We start from the raw sequence: 25658 nt of genomic DNA on the forward strand, positions 1-25658 counted from the left end.
TATCGTTTATGATTGTAAAAGCTTTCTCGTCATCGGCAAACTTAGGTGCAGGTTATGATATACTAGCTCTGGCACATGATGCTTTTGAAGATACAATTGAAATTTACGCTCAAAATTCTAGTGAATTAGATATAAAAGTAGAGGGAAATGGTGTACCACTATCAATAGATAAGAATTCAGCTAGTTTTGCTTTGCTTGAATTGCTAAGGTCATATGATATTAAAGCAAAGATTAGGTTAAAGATTATAAAAGGGATTCCAGCTGGTTTGGGCTTAGGTAGTAGTGGCGCGTCTGCTGCCGCTGCGGTTTATGCGGCCAATGAGATTTTTAAACTTAATTTAAGCCGACAAGAATTAGTTAACTTTGCTATGAAAGGGGAAATAGCCTCATCTGGTTCTCCACATCCAGACAATGTAGCAGCAAGTCTGGTGGGCGGTCTAGTAAGTGTATTAAATTCTAATCCCGTTAAGGTTGAGCAAGTACCTCTCAATCTTGAGTTTCAAATAATACTTATTATACCATTTGTTAGAATAGAAGCAAAAACTAAAAAAGCAAGAGAGATGGTTCCAAAACAAATTGATACATCTAAATATGTTACTAATGCTAGATATCTATCATCTCTTTTACTAGGCTTCATTAAGGGTGATAGAGAATTGGTTAGGTTAGGTTTAAATGATGAAATTATTGAAAAAGCTAGAGAACCCTTATTCCCTCACTATCCCAAAATAAAGGAAATTTCACTATTATATGATGCTATCGGTGCATGCGTTAGTGGTGCTGGTCCAACAATTGCTATTTTCGTTGATTCAAAGTCAGATAAAAATAAAATTCTTGGGGAATCACTTAATGTTTGTAAAGCTTATGGATATGAATGCACATATAAAATAGCTAAAGTTTCAGGAGGTGCATGGGTTGAGAGAAGGGACTAAAGTTACAACGGAAGGATATGATGAAGAGACTGGTGCTATAACTACTCCAATATATCAGACTACTTCTTATATTTATCCTATAGGTGAGAAATATCGGTATAGCCGAGAAGTTAACCCTACTGTACTTAAACTTGCCGAAAAGATATCTGAACTTGAAGAGGCAGAGATGGGAGTAGCTTTTTCATCTGGAATGGGGGCTATTTCGTCTACTTTGCTTACATTAGCTAAGCCTGGGAGCAAAATACTAATACATAGAGATATGTTTGGAAGGACTTACAGATTCTTTACGGACTTCATGCGTAATCTAGGAGTAGAAGTAGATGTTGCAAATCCAGGAGAAATTTTAGAAATGGTAAAAGTCAAAAAATACGATATTGTTTATGTTGAAACTATATCAAATCCATTATTAAGAGTTATAGATATTCCAGCTCTTTCAAAAATATGTAAAGAGAATGGAAGCTTACTAATTACTGACGCTACTTTTTCAACACCAATCAACCAGAAACCGTTAGTTCAAGGTGCAGATATAGTTTTACATAGTGCTTCAAAATTTATAGCAGGACATAATGATGTTATTGCTGGTTTAGGTGCTGGGTCTAAAGAATTAATGACTAAAGTAGATTTAATGAGAAGAACTTTGGGCACATCTTTAGATCCTCATGCAGCATATCTTGTGATAAGAGGAATAAAAACTCTTAAAATTAGAATGGATGTGATTAATTCAAATGCACAGAAAATAGCCGAATATTTACAAGAACATAATAAAATCAAATCAGTATATTATCCTGGACTAAAGTCACATCCAGATTACGAAACTGCTAGACGAATACTAAAAGGATATGGTGGTGTAGTTACATTTGAAATTAAAGGTAGTATGAATGATGCACTTAATTTAATAACGAGATTCAAAGTTATTTTGCCTGCACAGACTTTAGGTGGAGTGAATTCTACAATTTCACATCCTGCAACAATGACTCATAGAACTTTAACTCCCGAAGAAAGGAAAATCATTGGTATTTCGGATTCCATGTTAAGACTCTCTGTTGGAATAGAGGATGTTAACGATTTAATAGAAGATTTAGATAAAGCACTAACTTCACTTAATTAAATTATCGCCCTTATTTCGTTTTTGAGCTCTTCTTCTAACATAGTCTTTATTTCGTTTCTATGCAGTCTTATCAAATGTAAATATAATCCTCTTTTCGTAAATGGTCCCTTACCACAAAGCTTACAATAAAGTAGAGAATTCCTTGACTCTGTTAACCAAAAAGCTACTTTCTCAACAGATTTTTTTGCCAAATTAAATGAGGATATGCCAACTGCTTTTTCAATTTCTCTATCCTCTACTTTTATTTTACTAGCTACTCTAGCAGTTATATCTACCAATTTTTCTGCGGTTATTGATATTCCACTATCCATTTTGGATCCCATATAGCAGAAATTCCTATGGCTATGGCTAAAATTGATACTAGTCTTGTTAGTCTTTTATGTAAGTCTACATCTAAAAATATTTTTATATCATTAAGATCAATTCCTAAAATTCTTAAAACTTTCTCAGTTCTAACTTCAAATTCCTTATAGAAAGCAGGTATTTCATTATTATCTAAGGATTTTTTGATATCGATAGTCATTTCTAATGTTTCAGCTAATTCTTCTTCTGTTATTTCTGGAAATACTTGTGTTATCTTCTTATTTATCTTATTACCTATTATTTCAGCCATACCTGGAACATAGTCAATAGGAACTAAATACGAAATCCAGGCATCAACATATCTTCTGACGGTCTCGTTTACCTCGGGTAAATTACCTTCTAGTTCTTCTACAATAGAGGCGGCAGCTATTATATGTGCTGTAGCTTCTCCGATTCTTAGGTTTTCGAATTCAAATTGTGAGTTTGAATAATCTATTACATCGCTCATCAAGTAACACTATATATTTTCTAAGCAGTCTCATGTTTAAAGATAAGAATCAGATAATACGTTAACATGAAGAGTATAATTTAACGTAACTTAGTATTTAAATCTTGAAAGTACAAAATGAGTAAAAGGTTAAATATGAATGCATTCGTCTTTGGACTAGGTGGTGGAGGAGACGTAGCATCTACTTACATAGCAATGAAGTATCTCTATTTAAAGAACATCTCAAGTATAGTAGGAGCTGTAACATGGGAAAGATATGTAGAAGATCCTTTACCAGGCCCAATATGTAAAGAAGATATGAAAAATGCTGTTGTAATTAATGATGTAATAACTGAGGTCAATCAATCTTCATATGCAATTAGGAATGGGTTAACTGTGATACCTCAATTAGTTCGTTATTTGAAAGCTATGAATATAGACAAGGGTTATTCTATCTGTATAAAATATGGTCCTAAAAGTATTGCAGAAGGAATTGCAGATTTAGCTTCAAGGTTAAATACTAATTTTATTATTGGAGTAGATGCAGGTGGTGACGTATTAGCAAAAGGTTGCGAAGAAACTCTTGGAAGTCCATTAATTGACTTCCTCATGTTAGCGTCTTTAGTTGAGCTAGAAAATATGGGTTTTAATGTTCTTTTAGCAACAATAGGTGCAGGTAGTGACGGAGAATTGGAACAAGAGTATATTCTAAAACGTATTTCTGAAATCGCCAGAAATGAGGGATTAATAGATATTAAAGGTATTGATAAAGACATGGAAAGAGACTTAGAAATAATATTATCAAATGTTAATACTGAAGCTTCTAGAATTCCTTTTGAAGCATTTAAGGGGCTTTATGGTGAAATCCCAATAAGGAACGGAACTAGGAAAGTGAAAGTCTCTCCGATATCTTCAATTATGTTTTTTCTTGATCCTAAAAAAGTAGCTTATACATCACCGCTGTATAACATAGTTAAAAATAGTAGTTCGCTAGAGGATGCAAATAGAAAACTTAATGAAGTTGGTATTTACACAGAATATAATTTTGAACTAGATTTGTATGCTAAGTTTGGGTTAAATGCAAGGAATGTTGATTCAGAAAAAATATTACAAATAAGAAGTGAAGGAAGAAGGAAATTAGGTGGACTTAAGATTAATTGTTAATTTTCTATATTATTTCTTAAAACATGTAAAATAATTTATAACCTTTGATGTAATTATATAAGCTGTGAATATACTTGATGAGTTAAAAAATACTTATGATCTTTCTGATGAAGATATCGAGTACGCATTACAAAAGGCTAAAGGCATACTGTTAGGCTTTGCAATGGAATATAAGGCAATTAGAGTTCTAGAGAACATGGACTTCAAAAATGTAAGATATGTTGATTTACCAACTCATGATTTAGAAGCAGAAAAATGTGGAAAGAAATATTACATTGAGGTTAAAGCTTCTAGTAAATCACCTACAAAAGAATATACTGCACATAAATTGGCTATGATAGCTATGCTAGACGGAATTCATCTTACACTTGTTATGAAACCATCCCCACATTTATTCAGTACTGAAGAGATATTAAGTATGCCAAAAAAAGTATTATTAAACTTCTTTAGGTATGCGTATAAAGGCGAAGTAGAGAATCTTAAAATGCTTCTCAATAATTCTAAAACTAGAGAAATTTTGTTAGGTTACGAGAGAATAATAAAGACGTATACTAGCAGATACAGTGAAGAAAGTTTAAGTATTATCGAGTCCCTCTTTTAAAGCTCTGTTAACATTAAATAGCGATAATTCTCTTTCAGCCTTGTCTAGGTATTTATATACAGTAGAATGTTCTTTTCCTTTAATTAGCATCTCTATGGCTCTTTTTGCTATATCTGCTTGTTCAATAGTACCTAATATTCCCACATAGTGATCAGTAATAATTATATTTACTCCAGTATATTCTTGGATTATTTTCTTAGTTTTTCCTTTTTCACCAATTATTCTTCCTTTAATCCTCTTCATATCTTCTGGTCCATTAGTAGAATCTTTCAAATCAATAATATCTAGAACATAATCATCTCTCATAAGTTTCATAGCCTCATCAACATCAAAACCGACGCCAATAGCTTTTATAACTGAGACAACTTTCATAGCCTCATAAGCATTATTATCTTTTGGAATTACTCTTATAGATTTAGTTTTTTCATCAAATTCTATCTTAGTATTGCTGATTTCTTCTAGTCTTCCTAGTATTGATTTTACTAAATTAATTTTGTCATCTGGTACAGTAATATACATCAATTTTGGTCCTCATTTTCATATATCTTAAATCTCCTTAATATTTCCTCAGTCTCAATAATCTCAATTCCCTTACTTTCAAAGAATGTATTTAAATTCTCTATATCTCTCTTTAATAGTTCTAGTGCATTTGGATGATCTATATCTACTGCTTGACTTACATCTATAATATAGTTTTTTCCATCCTTAACCATGATGTTATATTCACTTAAATCTCCGTGCACTAATTCAGCTTTATTTACCATTTTATCTAGCTGATCTATAATATCTTTGTACAACTCCTCATTTATTTCGTCATCTGGAAGTTCTTTTAGAAGAGGTGCCCTGATTCCGTCTTCTCCAATAAATTGCATCACTAAAATATTCTCAAGAACATAAATCGGCTCTGGTACTCTCACATCATTTCTGAAAAGACGACTTAAATTCTTAAACTCTTTTCTTGCCCATACACTTATTAATTGTCTTGTATTAGATACCTTTATACCTTCAAATCTAGGATCACCAAATGTATACTTTTCTAATGCTCTTTTACTTGCAGCAGTAGATACATAATATATTTTTAATGCGTACCACTTTCCATTTTCTGTTATTGCTGGATAAACTTTGGCTTCTTTTCCAGAGGATATAGCACCATATATATTTTTTAAGTTTAATTTTCTAGATAATTGATAAAGAAGATAGTAAGTTCGAGTATCTAGTGTTGAGTCAACAACTTTAAAAAGATCTTCATCTTTCCTTCGTTTCTCTTCCTTTTTCCCTTTTCTCTCCAAAAAATCATCCTCTTAGCTGCTCTATGATATCTGCGGAAACTACTTGCTCTTCCTCTAATCTTCTAACCTCACTTTCGCTATATTTATATATAATATCGCATTTATTTGGCTGAAAGTCCCAAGGTGCTGCTAATACCACATCTCCTTCTTTTACCCACATCTTTTTCTTCATTTTTCCTGGTATTCTTCCTAGTCTTTCTTTTCCATCTAAACAAATGACTTGTACATGCTCAGCTCCTAGCATTTTCTTTACTACACAAATAACTTCTCCTTCTGCTGGTTTAGGTACTTCTTTTACAGAAGGTTGCTCATTTGTTTTCTTTTTAGCCAATCAGTTAGCCACCATTTTCATATTATTTTTTAAACCTAAAAAGTTATAGAGGCCTTAATAATTCAATAGCAATGGCCGTACTTCCTCCAGTACCATGACAGATACTAGCTATTCCTCTTTTTCCTCCCATTGTTGATAACACATTAATAAGGGTCGTTATTATTCTGGCACCACTAGCACCTATTGGATGACCTAAGGCTATTGCTCCTCCAAATACGTTTAGCCTGTCATACGGAACACCTAAATATTTATTATAGAGTACATTGTTGACTGCAAAAGCTTCATTATTCTCGAAATAATCAAAGTGTGAAATTTCCATATTTAATTTCTGTAGTAATTTCTTAACAGCAAATATAGGTGCTTCAGTAAATCTCCAACTTTCAATTCCAACCCAACTATAACCTAAAATCTTAGCTATTGGTTCCAATTTATATTCTTTAACTATTTTTTCACTTACTATAACTAATGCTGATGAACCATCGGAAATCTGAGATGAGTTTCCTGCAGTATGTACACCATCAGGACTAAATGCTGGCTTTAGTTGAGATAATTTTTCTATGGATGTGTCCCTTCTAATTCCTTCATCTTGAGTAACTTCTTTGCCATCTACTTTAACTGATACTATCTCCTTAGCAAAATATCCTTTTTCAGTAGCTATTATTGCTCTCTTATGACTTTCATAAGCCACTTCATCTAACTCTCTTCTACTGATATTGTGTGACTTTGCAACCATATCAGCTTCCTGTCCCATCAATTTCATGTTGAATGGATCTGTAAGCCCATCTATCAACATTGTATCAATAAAGTCCAATTTTTTACCTAACAGCATTTTGACTCCCCATCTTGCCTCACTTCTAATTGCTAACATAGCCTGACTCATACTCTCCATTCCACCAGCTACTACTATATCTGCATCCCCACTTTTTATCATCTGTACTGCGTTTATCACACTTACCATACCAGATGAACACACCATGTCAACACAATAACCATCAATTTCCATTGGGATTCCAGCTCTTATTGCTGCTTGTCTTGCTAAATCCTGCCCATGTCCTGCCCTAAGTATATTTCCCATTATTGTTATATCTACTTTAGCAGGGTCAACGTTAGCTCTTTTTAAAGCTTCCTTTATTGCAATAGCTCCTAACTCATAAGGAGGTAGATCCTTAAATACTCCACCAAATTTTCCTATAGGAGTTCTTACAGCGGAAACAATATATGCATCCATATTAATCACTTTGTTTAAACTATTTTAAATTTTTATGCATTTGAATTTGTCTCGTTATTGAATAAATTTTCCTCTTAAATCAAAAAATGATGCCTCAGTAATTTTTACGTTAATCCACTCACCTAATTTATCATAATCCTTAATTACGACTGGGATATAATTAATAGTTCTTCCTATTATTGAGCCTTTTCTACCTAATTCAGTAGTTAAAACTAAAGCATTTGAACCTAAATATTCAGAGTGAACAGAATATGCTACCTCTTCATACACTTCATTAGCAATTTTCATTCGCTCCTTCTTTATAGAATCTGGCACTTGTGGCATTGATGCGCTTCTCGTATTAGGACGTATTGAATACATTGCTAGGTGTATTCTTTCAAACTTTATTTCTTTAATAAGATTTATTGTATTCTGAAAAGCTTCATCATCTTCTCCTGGATGACCAATTATAATGTCCGTAGTTATGTTAACTATTGGTATTTTGTCTCTTATTTCCTTAACTAACTCTCTATATTCATCAACGGTATATTTTCTATTCATTAGCTTCAGAACTCTATCATCTCCGCTTTGTACGGGTAAGTGTAAGAACTTATATACTCTCTTATCTTTAATTATTTCTAATATCTCATCAATTTGTTTAAAAGCTAATTCTGGGGTCATCATACCTATTCTTATCATATAATTCCCTTCTATTTCTAATATTTCTTTCAGTAATTCTACTAAGTTGTAGTTGATATCCAATCCGTAAGCGGCCGTATCTTGAGCTGTAAGTTCTATTTCTACAGCACCTTTCTGAACAGCCTCTTTAACGGCATTTACTATGTTTCTTGGAGGATAACTTCTTAGTTTCTTTCTAGCTAATTTAGTTATACAAAAATTACAATCTCCAGCACAACCATCAGCAATTGGTATTATTGAAATTTTACCTTCAAATATTCTAGGCGTGACTAATTCTTTACTTTCTTCAAGAAATATCCCTCTCTTGTTACTTTCAACCGCTTCAACTATTTTATCTATACTTTGTGCTCCAACAATACTACTTTCAGGTGCTAGGCTCATTACTAATGCTGGTTGAGAGCTAACCAAACACCCAGCTATTATTAGTTTCTTTCCAATTTTTTTCAATTCCTTTATCCTTTGCTTCATTCTTTCTTCTGTTTCTAATCTAACAGCGCAAGTATTCAGAACTATTACATCAGCCTGATTATAACTGTCAACTATATCATGCCCTCTATCTTTTAATAAAGTCATCATTATGTATGAATCTCCTTTATTAAGTGCACAACCATATGTTTCAATATAAACCTTCACAACTAATCATAAGTAATTTATACTTCAACCTCTTAAGATTACTTGTGTCTACAGAAGAAGAGTATATTAAACTATTGGACAGATTGTATTCAAAACTACCTGAAAGAGTTCAAAAGGTCAGTGGACAGTCATTACCAAATCTGATTATATTATCAATAGGAAATAACACAATAATAAAGAATTTTAGTGAATATTGTGATAGAATAAGAAGAGAAGATAAGCTGTGTGCAAAATTCATCTTAAAGGAATTAGCAGCTCCAGGAAATGTTGATGAAAACGGACAATTAGTCATTCAAGGAAAATTCTCTTCAGCTTCTATAAATAAAATCATGGAAAGATTTATAAAAACTTACGTTCAATGCAGTACATGTAAAAGTCTTGATACCGTTCTAATAAAAGAGAAAAAAGCGTGGTATATTTCATGTTTAGCTTGTGGTGCTAAAACACCAGTTAAACCGTTGTGAGCAAAATGAAAGTTAGCTTAAATATTATAAGGAGAGAAGGTTATGTTTTTGTTAATATTTGTGAGCCTGAACTTATAGGTAAGACATTTAAAGAAGGCGAAGTAAATCTAGTGATAAATAAGGAATTTTACGAAGGGCAAGAAGTTTCTCTTGATTACGCTTTTTCACTTCTAGATGAAGCAAACGTTGTCAGTATAGTAGGAAATAAAATAATAGAAGAAGCAGTAAAAAGAGGTTTTTTAAAAGAAGAGGGAGTAATCTCTATACAAGGAGTTAAGTTTGCACAAATATATAATATGTGAGAATTATGGCACGAAAATTTTGCGTTTTATGTGGTAGAGAGGAAGGGGAATTTATTGGCTCTTTATGCGTTGATTGTTATATAAAAACTAAAGAAATCGTAAGTTTGCCACAGAGTATAAAAGGTAAGTATTGTAAATTATGTGGAGCTGAATGGGTAAATGGCAAGTGGATACGAAGTAAGGATAAAACTCTAACACCCGTAGAATCTATAATATATAGAGAAATTGGGAAAAAGATAGAAGTAGATCCTAATGTAGAAGAGATAAGCTATCATATCGAAAATATCTGGAAAGACGTTAATGGACATACTTTTGTAACGCTTAATATTGAAGGCAAAATAAGAGGAAAACCTTTCACTTTAACTAAAGTTGTTGATTTAAACATAGAAAGAACTTTATGTACATCTTGTATAAGAAAGAAATCAAGATATTATGAGGCTATTATACAACTAAGATTTAAAGAGGGAAAATTTGACGCTAAAAAGCGAACAGTCTTTGAGTCTTTCTTTACTGATGATATTATAGATAGCTTATCCGATGTGGTTGAGGGAAAAGAAGGAGTAGATTATTATTTCATCAATAAAACAGTAGCAAAAAAGCTAGTTTCTAATTTTACTTCAATGGTAAAAGACGTAAAAATTATGGAAAGTTATCAAGATGAAACAATCAGAAACGGTAAAAAATTTGCTAAATTAGTTATATCAGTTAGAGTATGATAGTAGTTGGAATTGATGAAGCTGGTAGAGGATCATTAATTGGTCCGATGATTGTTGCTGGAGTTGCTATTAAGAATGATAGGTTAAAGTTTTTAAAGAATATAGGTGTGAAAGATAGCAAACAATTAACGAGAAATAGAAGGGAAAAATTGTTTGATATTATATGTTCTTATTCCGAGGGATTTACAATAGTAAAAGTCTCACCAGAAGAGATTGATAGTGAAAATCTAAATGAGTTAACATATAAAGCTATGATAAAAATAATCTATTCTCTAGTAGAATTTAAACCCATTAGAATAAGTATAGATAAAGTTGGGAATACAAAAGTTGTTGAGCAAGAAATTATAAAACTTGGAATGGAACCTAACATTGTAACTAATGCAGATGTTTATTTTGTAGAGGCAAGTGCTGCAAGTATTATTGCTAAGGTTATTAGAGATAATATAATTGATACGCTTAAGTCAAAATATGGAGATTTTGGTAGTGGTTATCCCTCAGATCCCAAAACAGTAAATTGGGTTAAGAACGTTTATAAGGAATATTTAACTCCGCCTCCTATCATAAGAAGGAGTTGGAAAATTTTACAAGAGATAGCTCCTAATTATTATATTAGAAAATGGTAACTAACTTACCAGCTGAGGCTAAGGCAAAATGGTTAAAATATATGGATGCTAAAACTACAGAGGAGAAAATCAAAGCTCTCCAAGAATTTTTAAGTGCTGTTCCTAAACATAAAGGCACTGAAAATTTAGTATATTGGGCTAAAAGAAGGCTAGCAGAATTAAAAGAAGAGGCTCAATTAGAGAAAAAGAAATCTTCCTCACTAGGTAAAGGGCTACAATTTTTCATAGAAAAAGAAGGTGCTGGACAGGTAGTACTCTTAGGTAATAATGAATTAAGGAACAAATTAATGAGAATTTTAACAAATGTTAAAAATGATCCTAAAGAGCTACCTATCCCAGGGATGATGGAATATCAAGATATCAAAATTCAATTGGTTAATCCTCCCCCATTAATTTTTGAGGCTAAAGCATTAGTAGGAAAAGTGCTTGGTTTAGTAAAGAATGCGGACTCATTATTGATAGTTGTTAAGGATAGAGAGGAGTTCTTTAATATTCGTGATTTCTTAGAAAATAATGGAATATATCTTAAAAAACCTAAGGGGAAAGTAATAATAGATAGAAGTAGATACGGTAATAGTGGTATAAGGATAGTACTCTTAGGAAAACTAATAGGTACCAATGAGTCTGAAGTGAAGAATTATTTAGAAAGTTTCGGAATTAAAAATGCGTTAGTTAAAATATTAGGAGAAGTTACTTTAGATGATATAGAGAAAGAAGTATTTGAAACAGCATTTTATAAACAGGCTATAATAGCTACCCAAGAGCCTTTTTCGTTATCAGATATTGTTGTAGTGAGTCTATTTGATATTAACAAATTAAAGGAAGCTATTTTCAGATCGTTAGATATTATTAGAGTTTATACAAAAGAGCCTGGAGAGAAACCTACATCTGAGCCTTTAGCCTTAAAACGTGGCTCTACTGTGATAGATGTAGCAAGAAAATTACATAATGACCTGGCTGAGAATTTTAAATATGCTAGGGTGTGGGGAAAGTCTGTAAAATTCCAAGGTCAAAAAGTTGGTGCTGATTATGTATTAGAAGATGGTGATATAGTAGAGATACATGTTAAATAAAAGCTTATATGTATAATGTTGAGATATATTATATGGCGGTTATTTCTAGTGGGAAGAAAAAACCATCAGATGAAAAGATTAATATATCGCAAATAGATCTGTTATTTTATAGAACATCACTAGTAGAACCGCTTGCTAAATCCTTAGATAAAAAGCTTAAGCAAGCTGGCTTGTCAGATGATCCAAGAATTTATGCTTCAAGGTTATTTTTCTTCTTGATTTTAGGTATAATTATTGGAGTAATGTTATTATTTGCAGGTTTTATATTTTTAAGAGAATTTGAATTAACTAAACTATCTAAATTTGCTGTAGGCGGAATTATGTTCATATTGTTTGGTGTGATTATTCCAGTAGTAACATACCTAGTATTAATTTCTAACGTATCACAGAAAGTAGAAAGTAGAAGAATTGGAGTTGAGGCTGAAACTCTAGCATTTTCGGCTTTATTTTTAGTATTCCTTAGAAGTGGACTTTCTCCAAGATTACTCTTTGAAAATCTCTCAAAAACTAAAGCATTTAATTATATGAATAGTATAGCAAAATATATTGTGAAAAGGATTAATTTTCTAGGAGAATCAGTGGAAAAGGCAATAGATGAGTCAACTAAAATAGTTCCTTCTAAACTATATAATGATCTAATGGTAACATATATTACAGCGATTAGAACTGGTGCCCCAGTTTTTGAGACAATGCAATCTAAAATTAAGGATATCCTAAAAAATATGGAATTGCAAGCATCAAAAGCTGCGGATAATTTATCGGGTGTTGGAGAAGGCTACGTTACATGGTTAGCTTCAGGTTTTATTAGCTTTTTCTTAATATTAATTCTAGAAGCAGTTTTTCCCCAATTGCATGTATTACCAATTGGAATATTAGGGGCTTTTGCTGTCCTAGGAATTCCAATTGTAAACATTTTATTTGTATGGGTAGTAGATCAAACACAGTATAAATTCCCAGAAAAACAATTGCGAGCTGACAAGATTTTCTTAATGTTGTTCCCAGTAGGAATTATTCTTGGCATAATTTTAATGATAGTTCTAGAGCCTATAATAGCTAAGATCACTCATCAAATCCCTGTAGCTCCTAAATACATGTTGTTAGGCCTATTTACACTTTCTGGAAATTTAAATTATATTCCAGCTACTGTGATAGGATTAACAATAGGTCTTATACTGTCGCTTATTCCTCCGTATATTATAGCAAAAAGAGAATTAAGTGAAGGTAGCGGATATGATATCTATGTAGCTAGATTCCTCAGAGCTATTGGCGAAGGTTCAAGAGCAGGATTATCTCCAGAAGCAGTAATTAAAAACCTTAAAGATTCTAAAGAATTAGGTAAACTACAAAACATATTAAGAAGAGTATATGCATACATTAATCTAGGTATACCGATTAAGGATGCTTTTAGAAAGGCTTCAGATATTATCATTGATTTCTCCACAAAAATTGCATTTACATCGTTAGCTGATATGATAGAGATAGGAAGTCTAACACCAGAATCAGTAGAAACTTTAGCAGATCAATTAGATGCACAAATAAGAATTAGACGTGAATATTATGCTAAAATAAAGATATTACTCTATATGCCTTACGTTGGCTCAATTCTAGCTTTAATTGCAACAATTATATTATCATCAGCTATAATATCCTTATTAAGTTCCAGTAGTTTCATTACAAGTTATGGTCCACTAGCTGCTGCACAAGTTTTAGTTCCTAAAGCAGTATATATAGCGTCATTATCATCTGTGTTTAATGCATATACAGCTGGGCTATTGGTGGGTAAATTAGCTAGTGGAAGAATAGCAAACGGATATTTACATGCTATAATTCTATTGATAATCACAATGATTCTAGTATTGCTAACACTAAGTATTAAATTCTCATTTACATCTCCAGTAGCTCCCACTCTATAAAAGCTTATATAGAAGAAAAGCATAATAAAAGGTGATATATAATGGACTTAAAACTTAATATATTCGGGAAAAATAATACTAATAAAAAGAATGATAAAGAATTAATAGACTTAGATTTACCATACTCACTTTATCCATTATTTGTAACTTCAGCCTCATTTGAAGGAGAAGTTCAATCGGATTATGATATAGATTTAAACCAGATTATACCAGAATATATAGCAAAAGATTTTGATGCACATAAAATTGAATTATCAATAGCAAAACCCCATGTATTTATTACTTATGATGAAGAAAAGGGTATCTATAAGTATAATTTAGTAGAACCTCCCCTTGATCTTAATACATTTAAAAATTATGTTATACTAATATCTGAAATTGAGAGGAATCTTCTTTCAAATGCTGAATATGTTGAGCTAGGTAAAATCTTAGAAGAATTAAGTATAAAGAGGAAAGATCTAAATGTTTTCCAAGGTAAAATAGGAGAGTATAAACAATTATCTACCCCATTTAAGGTTGCCCTATACTATGTGTTAAGGAATATGTTTGGTTATAACATTATAACTCCACTTTTATTAGATAATAAAGTAGAAGATATATCTGTTAGTGGTATAAACTTACCTGTTTACGTATATCATAGAGAATTCGAATATACTCCAACAAATATTATATTTACTAAAAATATGAGAATGTTTAATATAAATATTGACGGAGAGGAAATAATTGACGAATTAGTTTTAAGATTAATCTCCTTATCTAATAAAACTATTTCTGTTGCAAATCCCATAATGGATGGTATTTTACCTAAGGGAGATAGAATTGCGGCAACTTTTAGAAGAGAAGTCTCTGCTAATGGTTCTTCGTTTGTAATAAGAAGATTCTCAGAAAGCCCTATAACTATATTAGATCTTATAAATTCAAAAGTATTATCTCCACAAGCTGCTGCCTATTTATGGTATGCTATAGATATGAAATTATCTTTCATGGTTATAGGAGTTACTGGAGCTGGAAAGACAACAGTTTTAGGTTCTATACTTAATTTAGTGAAAGAGTCAATGAAAATATTAACTATAGAAGATATTCCAGAATTAAGATTAGCTCAAGATAATTGGGTTCAACTATATGCTAGGCCAGCTTATGGAGGAATGGGAAAAGAAATAACTTTAATGGACTTGTTAAAACTCGCATTAAGATATAGACCGGATATAATAGTTGTTGGTGAGATTAGAGGAGAAGAAGCTTATGTATTATTCCAAGCAATATCAACTGGGCACGGAGGTGCAACTACTTTTCACGCTTATGATAGTGAGAGCGCAATAAAGAGACTAATGAATGAACCATTAAATATTCCAAGGGAATGGATTCCTATGATGAATATTATAGTTACAGTTAGAAGGTTACCAGTATATGTTGGAGATAAAATATTATTGAGAAGAAGAGCTGTAGCAATAGACGAGATTGTATCTTATAATGATTTAAGGAGAACAGTTAGATGGGATCCAACAACTGATACTCATATTATAGACTATGAAGCCATGCAAGTTTTAAGAGCAAGAACTGAGGAGGCTGGAAAGAACTGGGATGAAGTTAAGGCTGAGATAGAGAGAAGGGCCGAATATCTTAAGTTGTTAGCTTCTGCTAGACCCATAGTTCAAAGTAAAGAAAGTTACAAGCTACTGAAGAAGTACATAATTAAGTATAGTTTAAGACCAGCAGAAGCTATGAGAGAAGTCCAAGCTATGGTGGGAATCAAACAACAGACTCCATAATACTAAAAAACAATAGTATAATTGATGGTAAAATATTTCCGAATATTATATTTAAAAATGAAAATAGAAGAGGAATAGTTATCCAAACCTTTATTTTTTCCTTCTTAACTTCTTTTTCCATTTCTTTTGGTGTAATCGTCCATTTAAAAGGGAGTCTAATTAGACCTTTACAATACCCTGCTATTGAAGCATTTAATATCACTAAAGGCAACTTGTAATTATTAACTTTTTGTTTATATACTAATGCATATATGGAAACAGACATTCCATAGACTACAATAGATAATATGAATACTAAAAGAGGAATTTTTAAGATAAAGTTAAGTGAAGAGAGTAAAATTAACATGAAAATAAATAATCCGTAAATGCCCCATTGCTGGGCATAGAGTACTCCTTCAATACCTCTAATGCCCTTTTTAAATAACTTAAAGGATTGTAGTAGTAATTGGGCTGAACCATAAGACCATCTCTCTATTTGTTTATAAAGATCATCTAAAGTAAATGGAGCTAAAGAGTAAACTATTATGTCATCAAGGTATTTGATTTTGTAATTATGTAGGAATAATCTAATCCCTAATTCTAGGTCCTCTGTTATGATATTTTCTTTCCATCCACCTACTTTTATTAAGATATCTTTTCTTATACAAAACGCTGAGCCATTTGGAAAAATGGGTAACCCTAGATAATATCTCACCTTAAAAAGAGAATCCATAACTTTTTCAGTGAACTCTTTATAGTATCTTTGAACATCTGTTTCAGCGTTATAAATCCTTAATCTATAAGAAGCTACATTGAAATCATATAATGCTAGTTTACTTAAGAAATCCTTGTCTACTCGTGCATCTGAATCAAGAAATACAAGATACTCGTACTTTGAATGCTTTACGCCATAATTAAGAGCTCCAGCTTTTCCTCCAACCGGATTATTTCTATGAAGGATTTTTAATTTTTCTATGTTCATGTATTCACGATATTTTTCTTCAAATTTTTCTTTAGGATCATCGGAAATAATTATAATTTCGTACTTCTCGTAATTAATATCTAGTAGATTATGTATTAAACCCTCTATAGTTTTTTTACTTTCATTCTTTTCAGCCACAATTATACTAAACCCCTTTTGAGATTTATTTTGTGGTTCGTAAACGTTAATTTGATGTTTTGAGTAATAATAAGACTGTAAAAGATTCCAAACAGATGGTAATATAGCAGATAAAATTAGTAACAAAGAAAAAATATTCATTTTGAATTTGCCCTTTTTATGGCTTCATTAATTCTAGTTTTAGCCTCCGAAACTCCTCCCCAACCAGATATCTTAACCCATTTACCTGGCTCAAGTTCTTTATAGTGTTCGAAGAAGTGGTTTATCTTGTCTTTAATAGCTTGAGGTAAATCAATTATATCCTTTATATTTGAAAATGTCGGGTCTACTTTATCTTTTGGCACTGCAATAATTTTTGCGTCTTCTCCTTCTTCATCCCTCATATAGAGTATTCCTATAGGTCTAACTTCTATAGCCGTTCCTGGTAGTAATGGATAATTGCTAATTACTAATACATCTAAGGGGTCTCCATCTTCTTCTAATGTACCAGGTATAAAGCCATAATTAAATGGATAAACCATCGAGGTGTAAAGGATTCTATCTACTTTCACTACTTCTTCTTCTTCATCGTACTCATATTTTATATTTGATCCTAAAGGTATCTCTATTAGAACATTTACTTCATCTGGTGCCTTTTTACCTGGGCTTAATTTCATTTTCACTCAAAAGATGATTTCATTAGCCATTTATATTCTTTATCAAGTTATTTATCTCATTAATAATCAAAGATAATTTCTCATCCTTCATGAGGTTTTCAATTTCCTTTTCGTAGGTTTTGATTATTTCACTAACATCATAACCTAATTTAGCATATCTCTTTGCTTGCATGTATGTAGATAATCTATCACATAATTTTGCAATCTTTCCTTCTAAGCTTTTCATTTCCTTATATTCTATGAATAATTCAACATCCAGACCTAGTTCTTTAATAGCTTCAAGTTCTATTTCCTCCTTTTCTTCTATTCTCTCAGAAGCCCATTTTGGTAAATCTCCTAGCAAACTCTCAGCAACGTCATGAAATAATGCTATCACTGATGCTCTTTCAGGATTAATCTTAACACCTTTTTCCTTAAGCTTACTAGCAAGATAATATGCTAAAACAGCCGCTTCCCAACTATGCTGGGATACTGTCTCTCCTATTGATGGCGGTACTCCTCTTTGCATCCAACCAGTTCTAACTAAATTTTTACATCCTATAATAACTCTTTCTAAACTCATGGGAAAAGAATTTCAAAGCTTCAGCTTAAATTTTTACATATATAATTTAGTGTATCAATTATTGTATCAATATCTTCTGTCCAAATTCTTATCATTGCTTCCTTTCCTTTCATTCCCTTATCAAATATTACATTGGGAATCTTTCCGTAATTTTCGTATATAAAATCTATTATCCATTGCATACTTTTTCCCTCTATTTCATGCTCTGGTTCTTTTTCCCTATCTATTTCTATAACATCATATCCATATAAGCGTAGAAGTTTTATTGTATTTTCATCATATCTTAAATTAATAAGAACCGTAGCTCTTTCTCCTTTTCTTATTGTTGCTAGAAGTAATCTGGCAGTATGTGTAGGTTTTCCGAAAACTACTGGAAAGCCTATACTCACTTTATTATCCCAATTTCTTATTATCCTATTTTTAAAAGTTGCAATATCATTAAGATCTTTAACATATGATGAAGGTATTGAGTGGGCTAAGTTTGATTGAACTTCTGGTATTAACTTATAAAATGAAGGAGTAGATTCAACAAAATTAGCAAATTTATACATATCTTCTATAACTTTATATTTATAAGCATTCTTTTCTATGTAAACAAGAGGATCCACTGGTCCTATTCCCTTTCCTATTTCAAGACCATATTCAATAGAAGTTTGAAGAATATCTCTAGCAATTCTTATCGCATTATATATTTTTTCTCCTTTTGCTAATTCGGCCGATATTACTGTTGAGAATACGCTACCAGTTCCGTGTGTATTTTTTTGATTAATTCTCTCATAACCAACTAGGTAAAAGAAATCTTTTTTAGCATCATAGAGAATGTCAAAACTGTACTTCGTAGATATATGGCCACCTTTAACTATTACGTATGGTATATTATATGTATTAGAAATTATCTTACTACTTTTCTTCATATCCTCAAGAGTCTTAATGTTAATACCAGAAAAATAAGAGGCCTCAACAGCATTAGGAGTGAGAACTGTAGTAATCGGTAGGATATATTTTTTATAATCCTCAAGATCTTTAATTAGCTGAGTTCCATCTTTAGCAAATATTACTGGATCTGTTACAATGGTCTTTCCTTCTAAATATTCCTTTACAACTTCATATTGTTCCTTATTGTAAATCATTCCTATCTTAACATTATTTATGTCAAAATCCTCTAGAACTGTTTCTAGTTGTTTTTGAAAAAAATCTCTTTCAATGACAAGTATATCTTTTATACCTCTGGTGTTTTGAGCAGTTATAGCAGAAACTACTAACGTACCATGTACTCCTAATATTTCGTAAACTTTTATATCAGTTTCTGCTCCTGCACCATTACCAGTATCTATTCCTGCCACACTAAGTGCTACTACCTTTTTCATTTCTTCTCACTCTAGTATTTCCAGCAACTACCCAAAATTCTCCATCATCTCTTATTTCTAATTTCCAAATACCCGTCGTATGTTTCACTAATTCTAAGGTTTCTTCTACTGCATGTATAGCATCTTTTCTACCCTTTCCTAATGCCATAATCAACAATACATCTTCACCTGGTTTCATGTTATCTATTACATGAATAATTTGTAAATCAACTAGATCATTATATTTTTTCTTAACTTCATCTATTATTTCCTTAAATCTTCTCCTTGTATATTCCTCGTAAGCTTCATATTTCAATTCATAAACTTTATGATTCTCAACTATTCCCTTTACGAAACCTAAATAAATTACTAGTGATCCAGCTTCTGGTGGTGCTTTTTCTCTAAATTTTTTTATTTCCTCTAAAAGATCAAATCTCTTTGAAACATATAATTCTCCTCCAGAAGGTGGAGGTAAAATTGCTATTTCATCTCCATCATTAATGTTATTTACATTAGCTTTACCATTAACTAGAATAGTAACTCTTACACTACCTAAGCCATTTTTGATAATTCTTAAGAATTCATCTCCATATAAAGAAGATAACTGTTCAAGTAAACATTCTACTGTTTTACATTCTGTTTCTATTTCCTCAGAACTCTTATTTGTAAAGTCTTGGATAAATGAAAAATATCTTAAACGTATTTTCATTCCTCTCTCCCTTTATATAATAACATGATTAAATATGGATAAAGAATTATTAAATTTCCTATTAAACAATGAACCTCAAAGGATTTATAAAGATGATAAATATCTCGAAATATTAAACAAATTGAGCGAAATAGATGCTAAACTTCAGTTACTTCTTAAATCAAAGCCAAATAAGTCTATATGTGAACAAATACTCGGTAAAACTTATGTAATAGTTTCGGCATCAGAAATAGATCCTAAGCTTCATCCCTCGCTTTTCATATTAGATCTGGACGGAGAAAAAGTACTCGTCACATTTAAAGATACCATAGAATTACTAAAAATGTATTTTATGATATATAAAGATCAAGTAGAGATAAAGATACCAAGAAGATTAACTCCACTTTTTGGTTTTCTAAAGAAAAATGGTTTAATATACTTAGACCATGAAGACATGACTTATAAATTTGTTTAAGAATATATTATTTCCTTAAATACTCTTTCAATAAGCTTTGGTGTAATTGCTCTTTTTATCATCTCATCAATTGCTTTTATCATTTGATCACTGTTTACTAGATCTTTAGCCGAATATTCAAGTTTACTTGAAGTAAGAATTTTTTCTCTCATCTCCATAATTAAACTAGAATAATTTTGACCCCTTAAATAATCTGAAATTAATGTAATCTTCTGATCTAGTATTATAGTGTCATTAACTATCTTTGAAATGTATTTAATCATTTCATCCTTTCTTTCGTGCTCTTTTATTTTCTGTTCTAGTATATTCTTAAACTTATTTAGAATAACTGGGTATGTAACAAGGATAAAGTATCCTTCACCGCCTAAGTTCCATAAGCTAACTTTCTCTGCAATTTCATCTACTGAGTCTGTTAAGGCTTCTTTAATTGAATCAATTGATAGATCTAGTAATAAATTATCTAAATCTTTTTCTCCAACAAGCTTCTCCATATTCTCAGATCCTACATAAAATACGGAATATACAGATGAAGTACCATATTTCCATGTAGAAAATGGACAAATTGTTAGCACAGCTTTTCCCTTAGAAGGTATTGGATATCCCTTATATGTAGTCAAATTTAATCCAGCACATTCATCATCATTTCCTTTAATTCCTAGTTTTTTAGCCCAACAACCAGCATGAATTTTTCTTTCTTTTAATGCATCTTTTACAACTTCATATGCTAATATACCCGTATCTCCAGATAGTAAATTGTAAATGTATAATGCTTCTGGACAGAGGAAATAAATACCTTGGGCATTTTTATTTTTCTTTAATTCTAAAATTTTACTTACCTTATCTTTAGCACCTTGAATATTCCCTCCAATAAAATCATCAAAACCGCAACAAGCATTTACTAATTCTACTCTAGGAGAAAAGTCTTGAGGCAAAGAGTTTCCTTTATCTAACAAGTATGTTAAAAAACCTCTAACACCATTTATATCATATTTAGATGCGCATCCTACAAAGAGCAAATACAAAGGCCTATTTCTATAAGTATTTTGAAGTTTTTTTGCTAGGTTAGGGATATCTGAAGGTAAATCTTGTATTTCTATTTTAATTTTTTCTGGAGAAATAATATTTACCCCTTCAGTAGTTAATTTACTAATTGGTATATTTACTGGGCATACTTCTTCATCTTTTACACATCCAAAGCAAGTTTCAAAATCCTTTTCCTCCATTATAAGTCTACCAATTTTCCCAACTGGAGAATATAGAGGGTTATGGGTGACTTCGTATGCTTTACAAACATTAAGGCATAATCCACAGTTAATACATTTAGTTGCCTCGTTATATATGCTAACTATGCTCTTATACTCTTTTGGCAATTTAGTCTTCTTTCCTAATTTGTTTAAAATCTCTAAATGTAATTTGTCATATTCAGAAAGTGAGGGGAAAGGTAAGAAGTCTTTATTTTTCTTTAAAAAAGAGAAAAGCTCGTTTAAATCATCAAACTTAATCCGTCCTAAAAATACATAGTATTTATCTGGTGAATTAAAATTTATTTTGTATCCTATAATTTTTTCAAAAAATTTTAATTGAGCTAACTTAGAATATGAAGACTCTGGAAATCTGAGCATAACTGGTATATAATCTCTTTTAAAGCTCTGTATAACAATTTTATTTATATCGTTAATTAAAGAGTAAGTATCAATACTACTCCCAGAAATACCTTCCAGTTTCGCATAATTAGAAGTTAAATAAAATCTTTCTTTGTCATCTAGTATAATTGCACTCCATGCAAACTTACTTTCTTTATCACTTTCAATTACTTCTGTATAATTTGCTGTCATAACGATTGCTTCATTATCTTTAAGACTGTGAACCTCTTTCTTTCCTCTTACAAAACCAAATTTGTAACTTCCAAATCCAGACCCATTAGTTGCTATGAACCCTCCTATGCTTCCTTGCAGATATAATGGAAAAAGTACTGGTACTTTTGAGTATTTCTTTAATTCGGATATAAGTTCTTCAAATGTAAGTCCTGGTGCTACTCTATAAATAGAATAAATAGAAGAATCGGATTTGATTTCTTCTATTATATTCCCAGAAGGTAATTTTGTAGGTGAAGGAATAATTTTAGGGTTAGAATATTTTATAATGTCCCCATTCATCGAGGTAAGTCTTCCAATTACAACTTCTTTATCTTCCTTGATAAGAAGTTTTTCTATTTCTTTGATTTCAATAGTAGTCAAAGCCCTACTAAAGATTGATGCATCAGTAACTCTCATCCACAATAATTAAAAATATAAAGTAATAAATGTTTTCCTAAATAGATGACAGATATTGAAATTATCGTTCCCCTAAATATTTCTGGAATCTGGTATCCAGTTTATACTGAAGATATAAGGTATACTGGGTCTATAGGCTTATCATTGGTATTAAATCCGCCAATAATCGCTTTTCCTAAAAAAGGCGAACCAGAAATTTATTTTAATAATCAACGTGTGAATTTTCCAAATTTAAAGTATCTAAGTCTTTTAGCTAATGTAAAACTTTATATCCAATCTGAAGTACCTTTAGGTTTCGGCTACGGGCTTAGTGGTGCAATAAGTTTAGCTTATGCTCTAGCTTCTTATGAATTGTATAACATAAAATTAGAAGATGCACTTGTGGTTGCTCATGAAAGCGAAATATTTACTAATAATGGACTCGGTGATTTAATCTCTGAATATTATGGCGGAGGATTAGTTTATAGAAAGAAGCCCGGTGCTCCAGGATATGGAGAAGTAGAAAAAATTATAGTTGAATGGGAGCCAATTTGTAGTAAACCTTTATCAAAAGAATCTACAGAGAAATTAATAAAAAATAAAAATGATAATGCGCTAGTATATATAAACCAGTTTTTACATAATCCTTCTTTATTAAAGTTCTTTGACTTATCAAGGAAATTTACTGAAGAGATCGGATTTATATCCCCTTTTCCAAACTCTTTCAGAAAGAAAGGTTTAATACTTAGATTAAAAGAATGTGAAGAAGGATGGATAAAACACACACCAGCAATACATGGAGCTTACATTCGTTAATCCCAGAAAATCATCCTAGAAAAGAATCTCTCATAATAAGAGAAAAAATAGTGGATGGTTTATTAGATGGCTATGTTGCGCCCCAAGGATTAATTGCTCATGGAAGGGGAGAATGTTTTGACTATCTTATTGGAGAAAAAACTCAAGAATTTGCGATTAAAGCTATAAAAGCCGGAGTTGCTTCTCTACTGTTAGCTAAAAACCCCGTAATATCGGTAAATGGTAATATGGCAGCACTAGTACCTAACGAAATAGTAAAATTGGCGGAATTAACAAATGCAAAAATAGAAGTGAACTTGTTTTATAGGACTATTGAAAGAGAAAGGAAGATTGCTGAAATACTAAAGAAGGCTGGTGCAAAAGAGGTCTTAGGTGTTGATGAAGATGCGTCGGCTACTATTCCAGAACTTTTCAGTGAAAGAAGAAGAGTTAGTCCAAGAGGAATATACATAGCTGATGTAGTATTATTAGGATTAGAAGACGGAGATAGAACAGAAGCTTTAGTTAAAATGGGTAAGAAAGTTATTGCAATAGACTTAAACCCTATTTCAAGAACTTCTCAGAAAGCTAGCATAACTATAGTAGATAATGTGATTAGAGCATTTCCAAAAATGGTTGAGATAGCTAAAGAACTAAGAAACAAAAGTAAAGAGGAATTAGAACAAATAGTGAAAAATTATAATAACAAGGAAATATTAGCTGAAAGTCTTAGATTTATAAGTAACTACCTTCTTCAGCTATCTCGAGATTTATAATGTTCTTTTCCTGGGAATTTCCCTTCTTTTACCTCTGAAATATAATCCTCTATTGCTCTTCTTATTAGTCCCCGTAAATCTATATATTTTTTTGCAAAATAAGGAGTAAAATCTGAAAGACCAAGTAAGTCATGAATAACTAAAATTTGTCCGTCACAATATGGTCCTGCTCCTATACATATCGTTGGAATACTAATGCTTTCAGTTATCTTTTTAGCCACATCTGAGTAAGTGTTTTCTATTACTATTGAAAAAGCCCCAGCTTCTTCTAGTGTTTTTGCATCTTTAAGTAATTGTTCCTCTTCTTTTTCTCTTTTCCCCAAAATTCTATATCCACCTATTCTTAAGAATCTTTGTGGGGTTAATCCTATATGACCCATAACAGGTATTCCAGCCCTTACTATAGCCCTAACAACATCTCTCATTTCCTCTCCACCTTCTAATTTTACTGCATCAGCACCGTGTCTAGCAAGTAATCCGGCATTTTTTACAGCATCTTTGATTGACGTTTCATAGCTTAAGAATGGCATATCAGCAACTATTAACTGTGGAGGCTTAGCTTTTACTACTGCGTCTAAATGAATTAACATATCTCTCATAGTCACTTTAAGTGTGTTCTCTTTTCCTAAAACTACCATTCCAAGGGAGTCTCCAACTAGGATACCATCAAGATTCGTCTGAGATATTATCTTCGCTGAGGGATAATCGTAGGCTGTTAACATTATTATTTTCTCTTTCTTTTCCTTCTTTTTCAAGAAATCCCTTATTGTAACCTTTTCCATAAATTTTCCTAGCAATAATTGATGCTAAAGTTAATATTCTCTTTATTCTTTCAGCAATTGGTAATGTTTCCTCATATTGTGAAGCTTCCTCATAAATTTCCGTTAATTTTGAAAGCTCATCAAATACCATTAACCTAAAAGTTTTCTTGTCTATCTCAGTAATAATACTTTTCTTAGACATTAAATCCAGTTTTCTTTCTATTTTTTGTGGTTCAAGAGAGTAAAATTTTATTTTAATAAGCTCTATTTTGGGATCTCCTTCTTTATTTTCGTTTAAGACAGTCTCTACTTGTTCCTTATCGATAAACTTCCACCAGTGTTGATTACTGCTTTTATATGTGGTTTCTAATATACCATAATCCTTTTCCAGAGCCCTTAAAATCATTTTAGGGTCATAAGAATAACCTAATTGTGAAAGTTTATCTACAACGTCCTTATAACTAAAATCTCCTAATTCTGGCTTGTTGTTCTCATATGAGCAATCTAAAGCAGCTTGAAGTATAATCCTTCCTTTCTCTCCAAACTTCAGTAAGAACTCTAATGTTCTGTCGCTAACGTTACCAGTTACCACATATAACTTACTTCGAATGATTTTTTATTCTAATATTTCGAAAAA

At 31.5% G+C, this 25658-nt stretch carries 29 protein-coding genes; 14 read left to right on the forward strand and 15 right to left on the reverse strand.

The window, feature by feature from the left end:
- Positions 1-8: 8 nt before the first annotated feature.
- Together STK_RS02895 and STK_RS02900 are read left to right on the forward strand one after the other, a co-directional pair.
- Complete coding sequence (locus STK_RS02895; protein ID WP_010978483.1) at positions 9-929, forward strand: homoserine kinase; 921 nt, start codon at positions 9-11, stop codon at positions 927-929.
- The gene (locus STK_RS02900) at positions 913-2037 is read left to right on the forward strand and encodes an aminotransferase class I/II-fold pyridoxal phosphate-dependent enzyme (RefSeq protein ID WP_052846353.1); all 1125 of its coding nucleotides are present in this window, start codon (positions 913-915) and stop codon (positions 2035-2037) included. Before STK_RS02895 ends, STK_RS02900 begins: the two co-directional genes overlap by 17 nt.
- Here STK_RS02900 and STK_RS02905 read toward each other — a convergent pair.
- Together STK_RS02905 and STK_RS02910 are read right to left on the reverse strand one after the other, a co-directional pair.
- On the reverse strand, positions 2034-2348 hold the full coding sequence (locus STK_RS02905) for a hypothetical protein (RefSeq protein WP_052846885.1): 315 nt from the start codon (positions 2346-2348) through the stop codon (positions 2034-2036). The two genes, STK_RS02900 and STK_RS02905, sit on opposite strands and share 4 nt — an antisense overlap.
- Entirely contained in the window at positions 2327-2848 is a 522-nt protein-coding gene (locus STK_RS02910) for a hypothetical protein (protein WP_010978486.1), read from the reverse strand. The genes STK_RS02905 and STK_RS02910 overlap by 22 nt, the downstream gene beginning before the upstream one ends.
- Before the next feature lie 117 nt (positions 2849-2965).
- Here STK_RS02910 and STK_RS02915 point away from each other — a divergent pair, with 117 nt between their 5' ends.
- Entirely contained in the window at positions 2966-3991 is a 1026-nt protein-coding gene (locus STK_RS02915) for a DUF1152 domain-containing protein (RefSeq protein WP_010978487.1), read from the forward strand.
- Positions 3992-4055: 64 nt separating this feature from the next.
- Positions 4056-4592: a hypothetical protein gene (locus STK_RS02920; protein WP_010978488.1), complete on the forward strand. Its 537-nt coding sequence runs from the start codon at positions 4056-4058 to the stop codon at positions 4590-4592.
- Here the strand turns inward: STK_RS02920 and STK_RS02925 are convergent.
- From STK_RS02925 to STK_RS02945, 5 genes are read right to left on the reverse strand one after another with little or no spacing between them, the layout of a single operon-like run.
- A complete protein-coding gene (locus tag STK_RS02925; protein ID WP_010978489.1) occupies positions 4566-5111 on the reverse strand; it encodes a KH domain-containing protein in 546 nt (181 codons plus the stop codon). The genes STK_RS02920 and STK_RS02925 overlap by 27 nt on opposite strands.
- Positions 5111-5881 (reverse strand): serine protein kinase RIO, encoded by a 771-nt coding sequence (locus tag STK_RS02930; RefSeq protein ID WP_052846354.1) that lies wholly within the window; start codon positions 5879-5881, stop codon positions 5111-5113. The genes STK_RS02925 and STK_RS02930 overlap by 1 nt, the downstream gene beginning before the upstream one ends.
- Positions 5882-5885: 4 nt before the next feature.
- Positions 5886-6212, reverse strand: a complete 327-nt coding sequence (locus STK_RS02935; RefSeq protein ID WP_052846355.1) for a translation initiation factor aIF-1A — start codon at positions 6210-6212, stop codon at positions 5886-5888.
- A 43-nt stretch (positions 6213-6255) separates the two neighbouring features.
- Positions 6256-7440, reverse strand: coding sequence for a thiolase family protein (locus STK_RS02940; protein WP_052846356.1), 1185 nt, complete (start codon positions 7438-7440; stop codon positions 6256-6258).
- Positions 7441-7494: 54 nt separating this feature from the next.
- Positions 7495-8694 (reverse strand): tRNA (N(6)-L-threonylcarbamoyladenosine(37)-C(2))-methylthiotransferase, encoded by a 1200-nt coding sequence (locus STK_RS02945; protein ID WP_052846887.1) that lies wholly within the window; start codon positions 8692-8694, stop codon positions 7495-7497.
- 35 nt (positions 8695-8729) lie between these two features.
- Between STK_RS02945 and STK_RS02950 the strand changes: the two genes are divergently transcribed.
- From STK_RS02950 to STK_RS02980, 7 genes are read left to right on the forward strand one after another with little or no spacing between them, the layout of a single operon-like run.
- Positions 8730-9215: a translation initiation factor IF-2 subunit beta gene (locus STK_RS02950; RefSeq protein ID WP_156013749.1), complete on the forward strand. Its 486-nt coding sequence runs from the start codon at positions 8730-8732 to the stop codon at positions 9213-9215.
- A gap of 5 nt (positions 9216-9220) precedes the next feature.
- Positions 9221-9517, forward strand: coding sequence for a DUF424 domain-containing protein (locus STK_RS02955; protein ID WP_052846357.1), 297 nt, complete (start codon positions 9221-9223; stop codon positions 9515-9517).
- 5 nt (positions 9518-9522) lie between these two features.
- Complete coding sequence (locus STK_RS02960) at positions 9523-10233, forward strand: 60S ribosomal export protein NMD3 (RefSeq protein ID WP_052846889.1); 711 nt, start codon at positions 9523-9525, stop codon at positions 10231-10233.
- Complete coding sequence (gene rnhB, locus STK_RS02965) at positions 10230-10856, forward strand: ribonuclease HII (protein WP_010978497.1); 627 nt, start codon at positions 10230-10232, stop codon at positions 10854-10856. The genes STK_RS02960 and rnhB overlap by 4 nt, the downstream gene beginning before the upstream one ends.
- On the forward strand, positions 10850-11929 hold the full coding sequence (locus STK_RS02970) for a TGS domain-containing protein (RefSeq protein WP_010978498.1): 1080 nt from the start codon (positions 10850-10852) through the stop codon (positions 11927-11929). Before rnhB ends, STK_RS02970 begins: the two co-directional genes overlap by 7 nt.
- Before the next feature lie 32 nt (positions 11930-11961).
- On the forward strand, positions 11962-13842 hold the full coding sequence (locus STK_RS02975; protein ID WP_052846358.1) for a type II secretion system F family protein: 1881 nt from the start codon (positions 11962-11964) through the stop codon (positions 13840-13842).
- A 41-nt stretch (positions 13843-13883) separates the two neighbouring features.
- The gene (locus tag STK_RS02980) at positions 13884-15611 is read left to right on the forward strand and encodes a type II/IV secretion system ATPase subunit (protein WP_010978500.1); all 1728 of its coding nucleotides are present in this window, start codon (positions 13884-13886) and stop codon (positions 15609-15611) included.
- Here the strand turns inward: STK_RS02980 and STK_RS02985 are convergent.
- The 5 genes from STK_RS02985 to STK_RS03005 are packed head-to-tail and all read right to left on the reverse strand — an operon-like array spanning position 15592 to position 19983.
- Positions 15592-16851 (reverse strand): glycosyltransferase, encoded by a 1260-nt coding sequence (locus STK_RS02985; RefSeq protein ID WP_010978501.1) that lies wholly within the window; start codon positions 16849-16851, stop codon positions 15592-15594. The genes STK_RS02980 and STK_RS02985 overlap by 20 nt on opposite strands.
- The gene (gene ppa, locus STK_RS02990; RefSeq protein WP_052846890.1) at positions 16848-17366 is read right to left on the reverse strand and encodes an inorganic diphosphatase; all 519 of its coding nucleotides are present in this window, start codon (positions 17364-17366) and stop codon (positions 16848-16850) included. Before ppa ends, STK_RS02985 begins: the two co-directional genes overlap by 4 nt.
- Positions 17367-17388: 22 nt before the next feature.
- Positions 17389-17928, reverse strand: coding sequence for an HD domain-containing protein (locus STK_RS02995; RefSeq protein WP_010978503.1), 540 nt, complete (start codon positions 17926-17928; stop codon positions 17389-17391).
- 20 nt (positions 17929-17948) lie between these two features.
- On the reverse strand, positions 17949-19295 hold the full coding sequence (gene thiD, locus STK_RS03000) for a bifunctional hydroxymethylpyrimidine kinase/phosphomethylpyrimidine kinase (RefSeq protein WP_010978504.1): 1347 nt from the start codon (positions 19293-19295) through the stop codon (positions 17949-17951).
- Entirely contained in the window at positions 19273-19983 is a 711-nt protein-coding gene (locus STK_RS03005; RefSeq protein ID WP_010978505.1) for a MoaD family protein, read from the reverse strand. Before STK_RS03005 ends, thiD begins: the two co-directional genes overlap by 23 nt.
- Positions 19984-20017: 34 nt before the next feature.
- Here STK_RS03005 and STK_RS03010 point away from each other — a divergent pair, with 34 nt between their 5' ends.
- On the forward strand, positions 20018-20437 hold the full coding sequence (locus tag STK_RS03010) for a hypothetical protein (protein WP_010978506.1): 420 nt from the start codon (positions 20018-20020) through the stop codon (positions 20435-20437).
- Here the strand turns inward: STK_RS03010 and STK_RS03015 are convergent.
- A complete protein-coding gene (locus STK_RS03015; RefSeq protein ID WP_010978507.1) occupies positions 20434-22710 on the reverse strand; it encodes a 4Fe-4S dicluster domain-containing protein in 2277 nt (758 codons plus the stop codon). The genes STK_RS03010 and STK_RS03015 overlap by 4 nt on opposite strands.
- A 45-nt stretch (positions 22711-22755) precedes the next feature.
- On the opposite strand from STK_RS03015, the gene STK_RS03020 reads away from it, so the two are divergent.
- Positions 22756-23505 (forward strand): pantoate kinase, encoded by a 750-nt coding sequence (locus STK_RS03020; protein WP_010978508.1) that lies wholly within the window; start codon positions 22756-22758, stop codon positions 23503-23505.
- Positions 23460-24260 (forward strand): 4-phosphopantoate--beta-alanine ligase, encoded by an 801-nt coding sequence (locus tag STK_RS03025; protein WP_010978509.1) that lies wholly within the window; start codon positions 23460-23462, stop codon positions 24258-24260. Before STK_RS03020 ends, STK_RS03025 begins: the two co-directional genes overlap by 46 nt.
- On the opposite strand, the gene panB is transcribed toward STK_RS03025, so the two are convergent.
- Both panB and STK_RS14750 read right to left on the reverse strand, forming a co-directional pair.
- The gene (gene panB / locus STK_RS03030) at positions 24239-25042 is read right to left on the reverse strand and encodes a 3-methyl-2-oxobutanoate hydroxymethyltransferase (protein WP_010978510.1); all 804 of its coding nucleotides are present in this window, start codon (positions 25040-25042) and stop codon (positions 24239-24241) included. The genes STK_RS03025 and panB overlap by 22 nt on opposite strands.
- Entirely contained in the window at positions 24927-25613 is a 687-nt protein-coding gene (locus STK_RS14750) for a hypothetical protein (protein WP_010978511.1), read from the reverse strand. The genes panB and STK_RS14750 overlap by 116 nt, the downstream gene beginning before the upstream one ends.
- Between the last annotated feature and the right edge of the window lie 45 nt (positions 25614-25658).

The organism is Sulfurisphaera tokodaii str. 7 (assembly GCF_000011205.1).
Classification (GTDB): domain Archaea; phylum Thermoproteota; class Thermoprotei_A; order Sulfolobales; family Sulfolobaceae; genus Sulfurisphaera; species Sulfurisphaera tokodaii.

Excerpts from the sequence above, each read along its gene's own strand:
- STK_RS02895 (WP_010978483.1), top strand. The coding sequence starts at position 9 with ATGATTGTAAAAGCTTTCTCGTCATCGGCAAACTTAGGTGCAGGTTAT.
- STK_RS02905 (WP_052846885.1), bottom strand. The coding sequence starts at position 2,348 with ATGGATAGTGGAATATCAATAACCGCAGAAAAATTGGTAGATATAACT.
- STK_RS02910 (WP_010978486.1), bottom strand. The coding sequence starts at position 2,848 with ATGAGCGATGTAATAGATTATTCAAACTCACAATTTGAATTCGAAAAC.
- STK_RS02915 (WP_010978487.1), top strand. The coding sequence starts at position 2,966 with ATGAGTAAAAGGTTAAATATGAATGCATTCGTCTTTGGACTAGGTGGT.
- STK_RS02925 (WP_010978489.1), bottom strand. The coding sequence starts at position 5,111 with ATGTATATTACTGTACCAGATGACAAAATTAATTTAGTAAAATCAATA.
- STK_RS02940 (WP_052846356.1), bottom strand. The coding sequence starts at position 7,440 with ATGGATGCATATATTGTTTCCGCTGTAAGAACTCCTATAGGAAAATTT.
- STK_RS02945 (WP_052846887.1), bottom strand. The coding sequence starts at position 8,694 with ATGATGACTTTATTAAAAGATAGAGGGCATGATATAGTTGACAGTTAT.
- STK_RS02950 (WP_156013749.1), top strand. The coding sequence starts at position 8,730 with ATGTTTCAATATAAACCTTCACAACTAATCATAAGTAATTTATACTTC.
- STK_RS02955 (WP_052846357.1), top strand. The coding sequence starts at position 9,221 with ATGAAAGTTAGCTTAAATATTATAAGGAGAGAAGGTTATGTTTTTGTT.
- STK_RS02960 (WP_052846889.1), top strand. The coding sequence starts at position 9,523 with ATGGCACGAAAATTTTGCGTTTTATGTGGTAGAGAGGAAGGGGAATTT.
- rnhB (WP_010978497.1), top strand. The coding sequence starts at position 10,230 with ATGATAGTAGTTGGAATTGATGAAGCTGGTAGAGGATCATTAATTGGT.
- STK_RS02970 (WP_010978498.1), top strand. The coding sequence starts at position 10,850 with ATGGTAACTAACTTACCAGCTGAGGCTAAGGCAAAATGGTTAAAATAT.
- STK_RS02975 (WP_052846358.1), top strand. The coding sequence starts at position 11,962 with ATGGCGGTTATTTCTAGTGGGAAGAAAAAACCATCAGATGAAAAGATT.
- STK_RS02980 (WP_010978500.1), top strand. The coding sequence starts at position 13,884 with ATGGACTTAAAACTTAATATATTCGGGAAAAATAATACTAATAAAAAG.
- STK_RS02985 (WP_010978501.1), bottom strand. The coding sequence starts at position 16,851 with ATGAATATTTTTTCTTTGTTACTAATTTTATCTGCTATATTACCATCT.
- ppa (WP_052846890.1), bottom strand. The coding sequence starts at position 17,366 with ATGAAATTAAGCCCAGGTAAAAAGGCACCAGATGAAGTAAATGTTCTA.
- STK_RS02995 (WP_010978503.1), bottom strand. The coding sequence starts at position 17,928 with ATGAGTTTAGAAAGAGTTATTATAGGATGTAAAAATTTAGTTAGAACT.
- thiD (WP_010978504.1), bottom strand. The coding sequence starts at position 19,295 with ATGAAAAAGGTAGTAGCACTTAGTGTGGCAGGAATAGATACTGGTAAT.
- STK_RS03005 (WP_010978505.1), bottom strand. The coding sequence starts at position 19,983 with ATGAAAATACGTTTAAGATATTTTTCATTTATCCAAGACTTTACAAAT.
- STK_RS03010 (WP_010978506.1), top strand. The coding sequence starts at position 20,018 with ATGGATAAAGAATTATTAAATTTCCTATTAAACAATGAACCTCAAAGG.
- STK_RS03015 (WP_010978507.1), bottom strand. The coding sequence starts at position 22,710 with ATGAGAGTTACTGATGCATCAATCTTTAGTAGGGCTTTGACTACTATT.
- STK_RS03020 (WP_010978508.1), top strand. The coding sequence starts at position 22,756 with ATGACAGATATTGAAATTATCGTTCCCCTAAATATTTCTGGAATCTGG.
- STK_RS03025 (WP_010978509.1), top strand. The coding sequence starts at position 23,460 with ATGGATAAAACACACACCAGCAATACATGGAGCTTACATTCGTTAATC.
- panB (WP_010978510.1), bottom strand. The coding sequence starts at position 25,042 with ATGGAAAAGGTTACAATAAGGGATTTCTTGAAAAAGAAGGAAAAGAAA.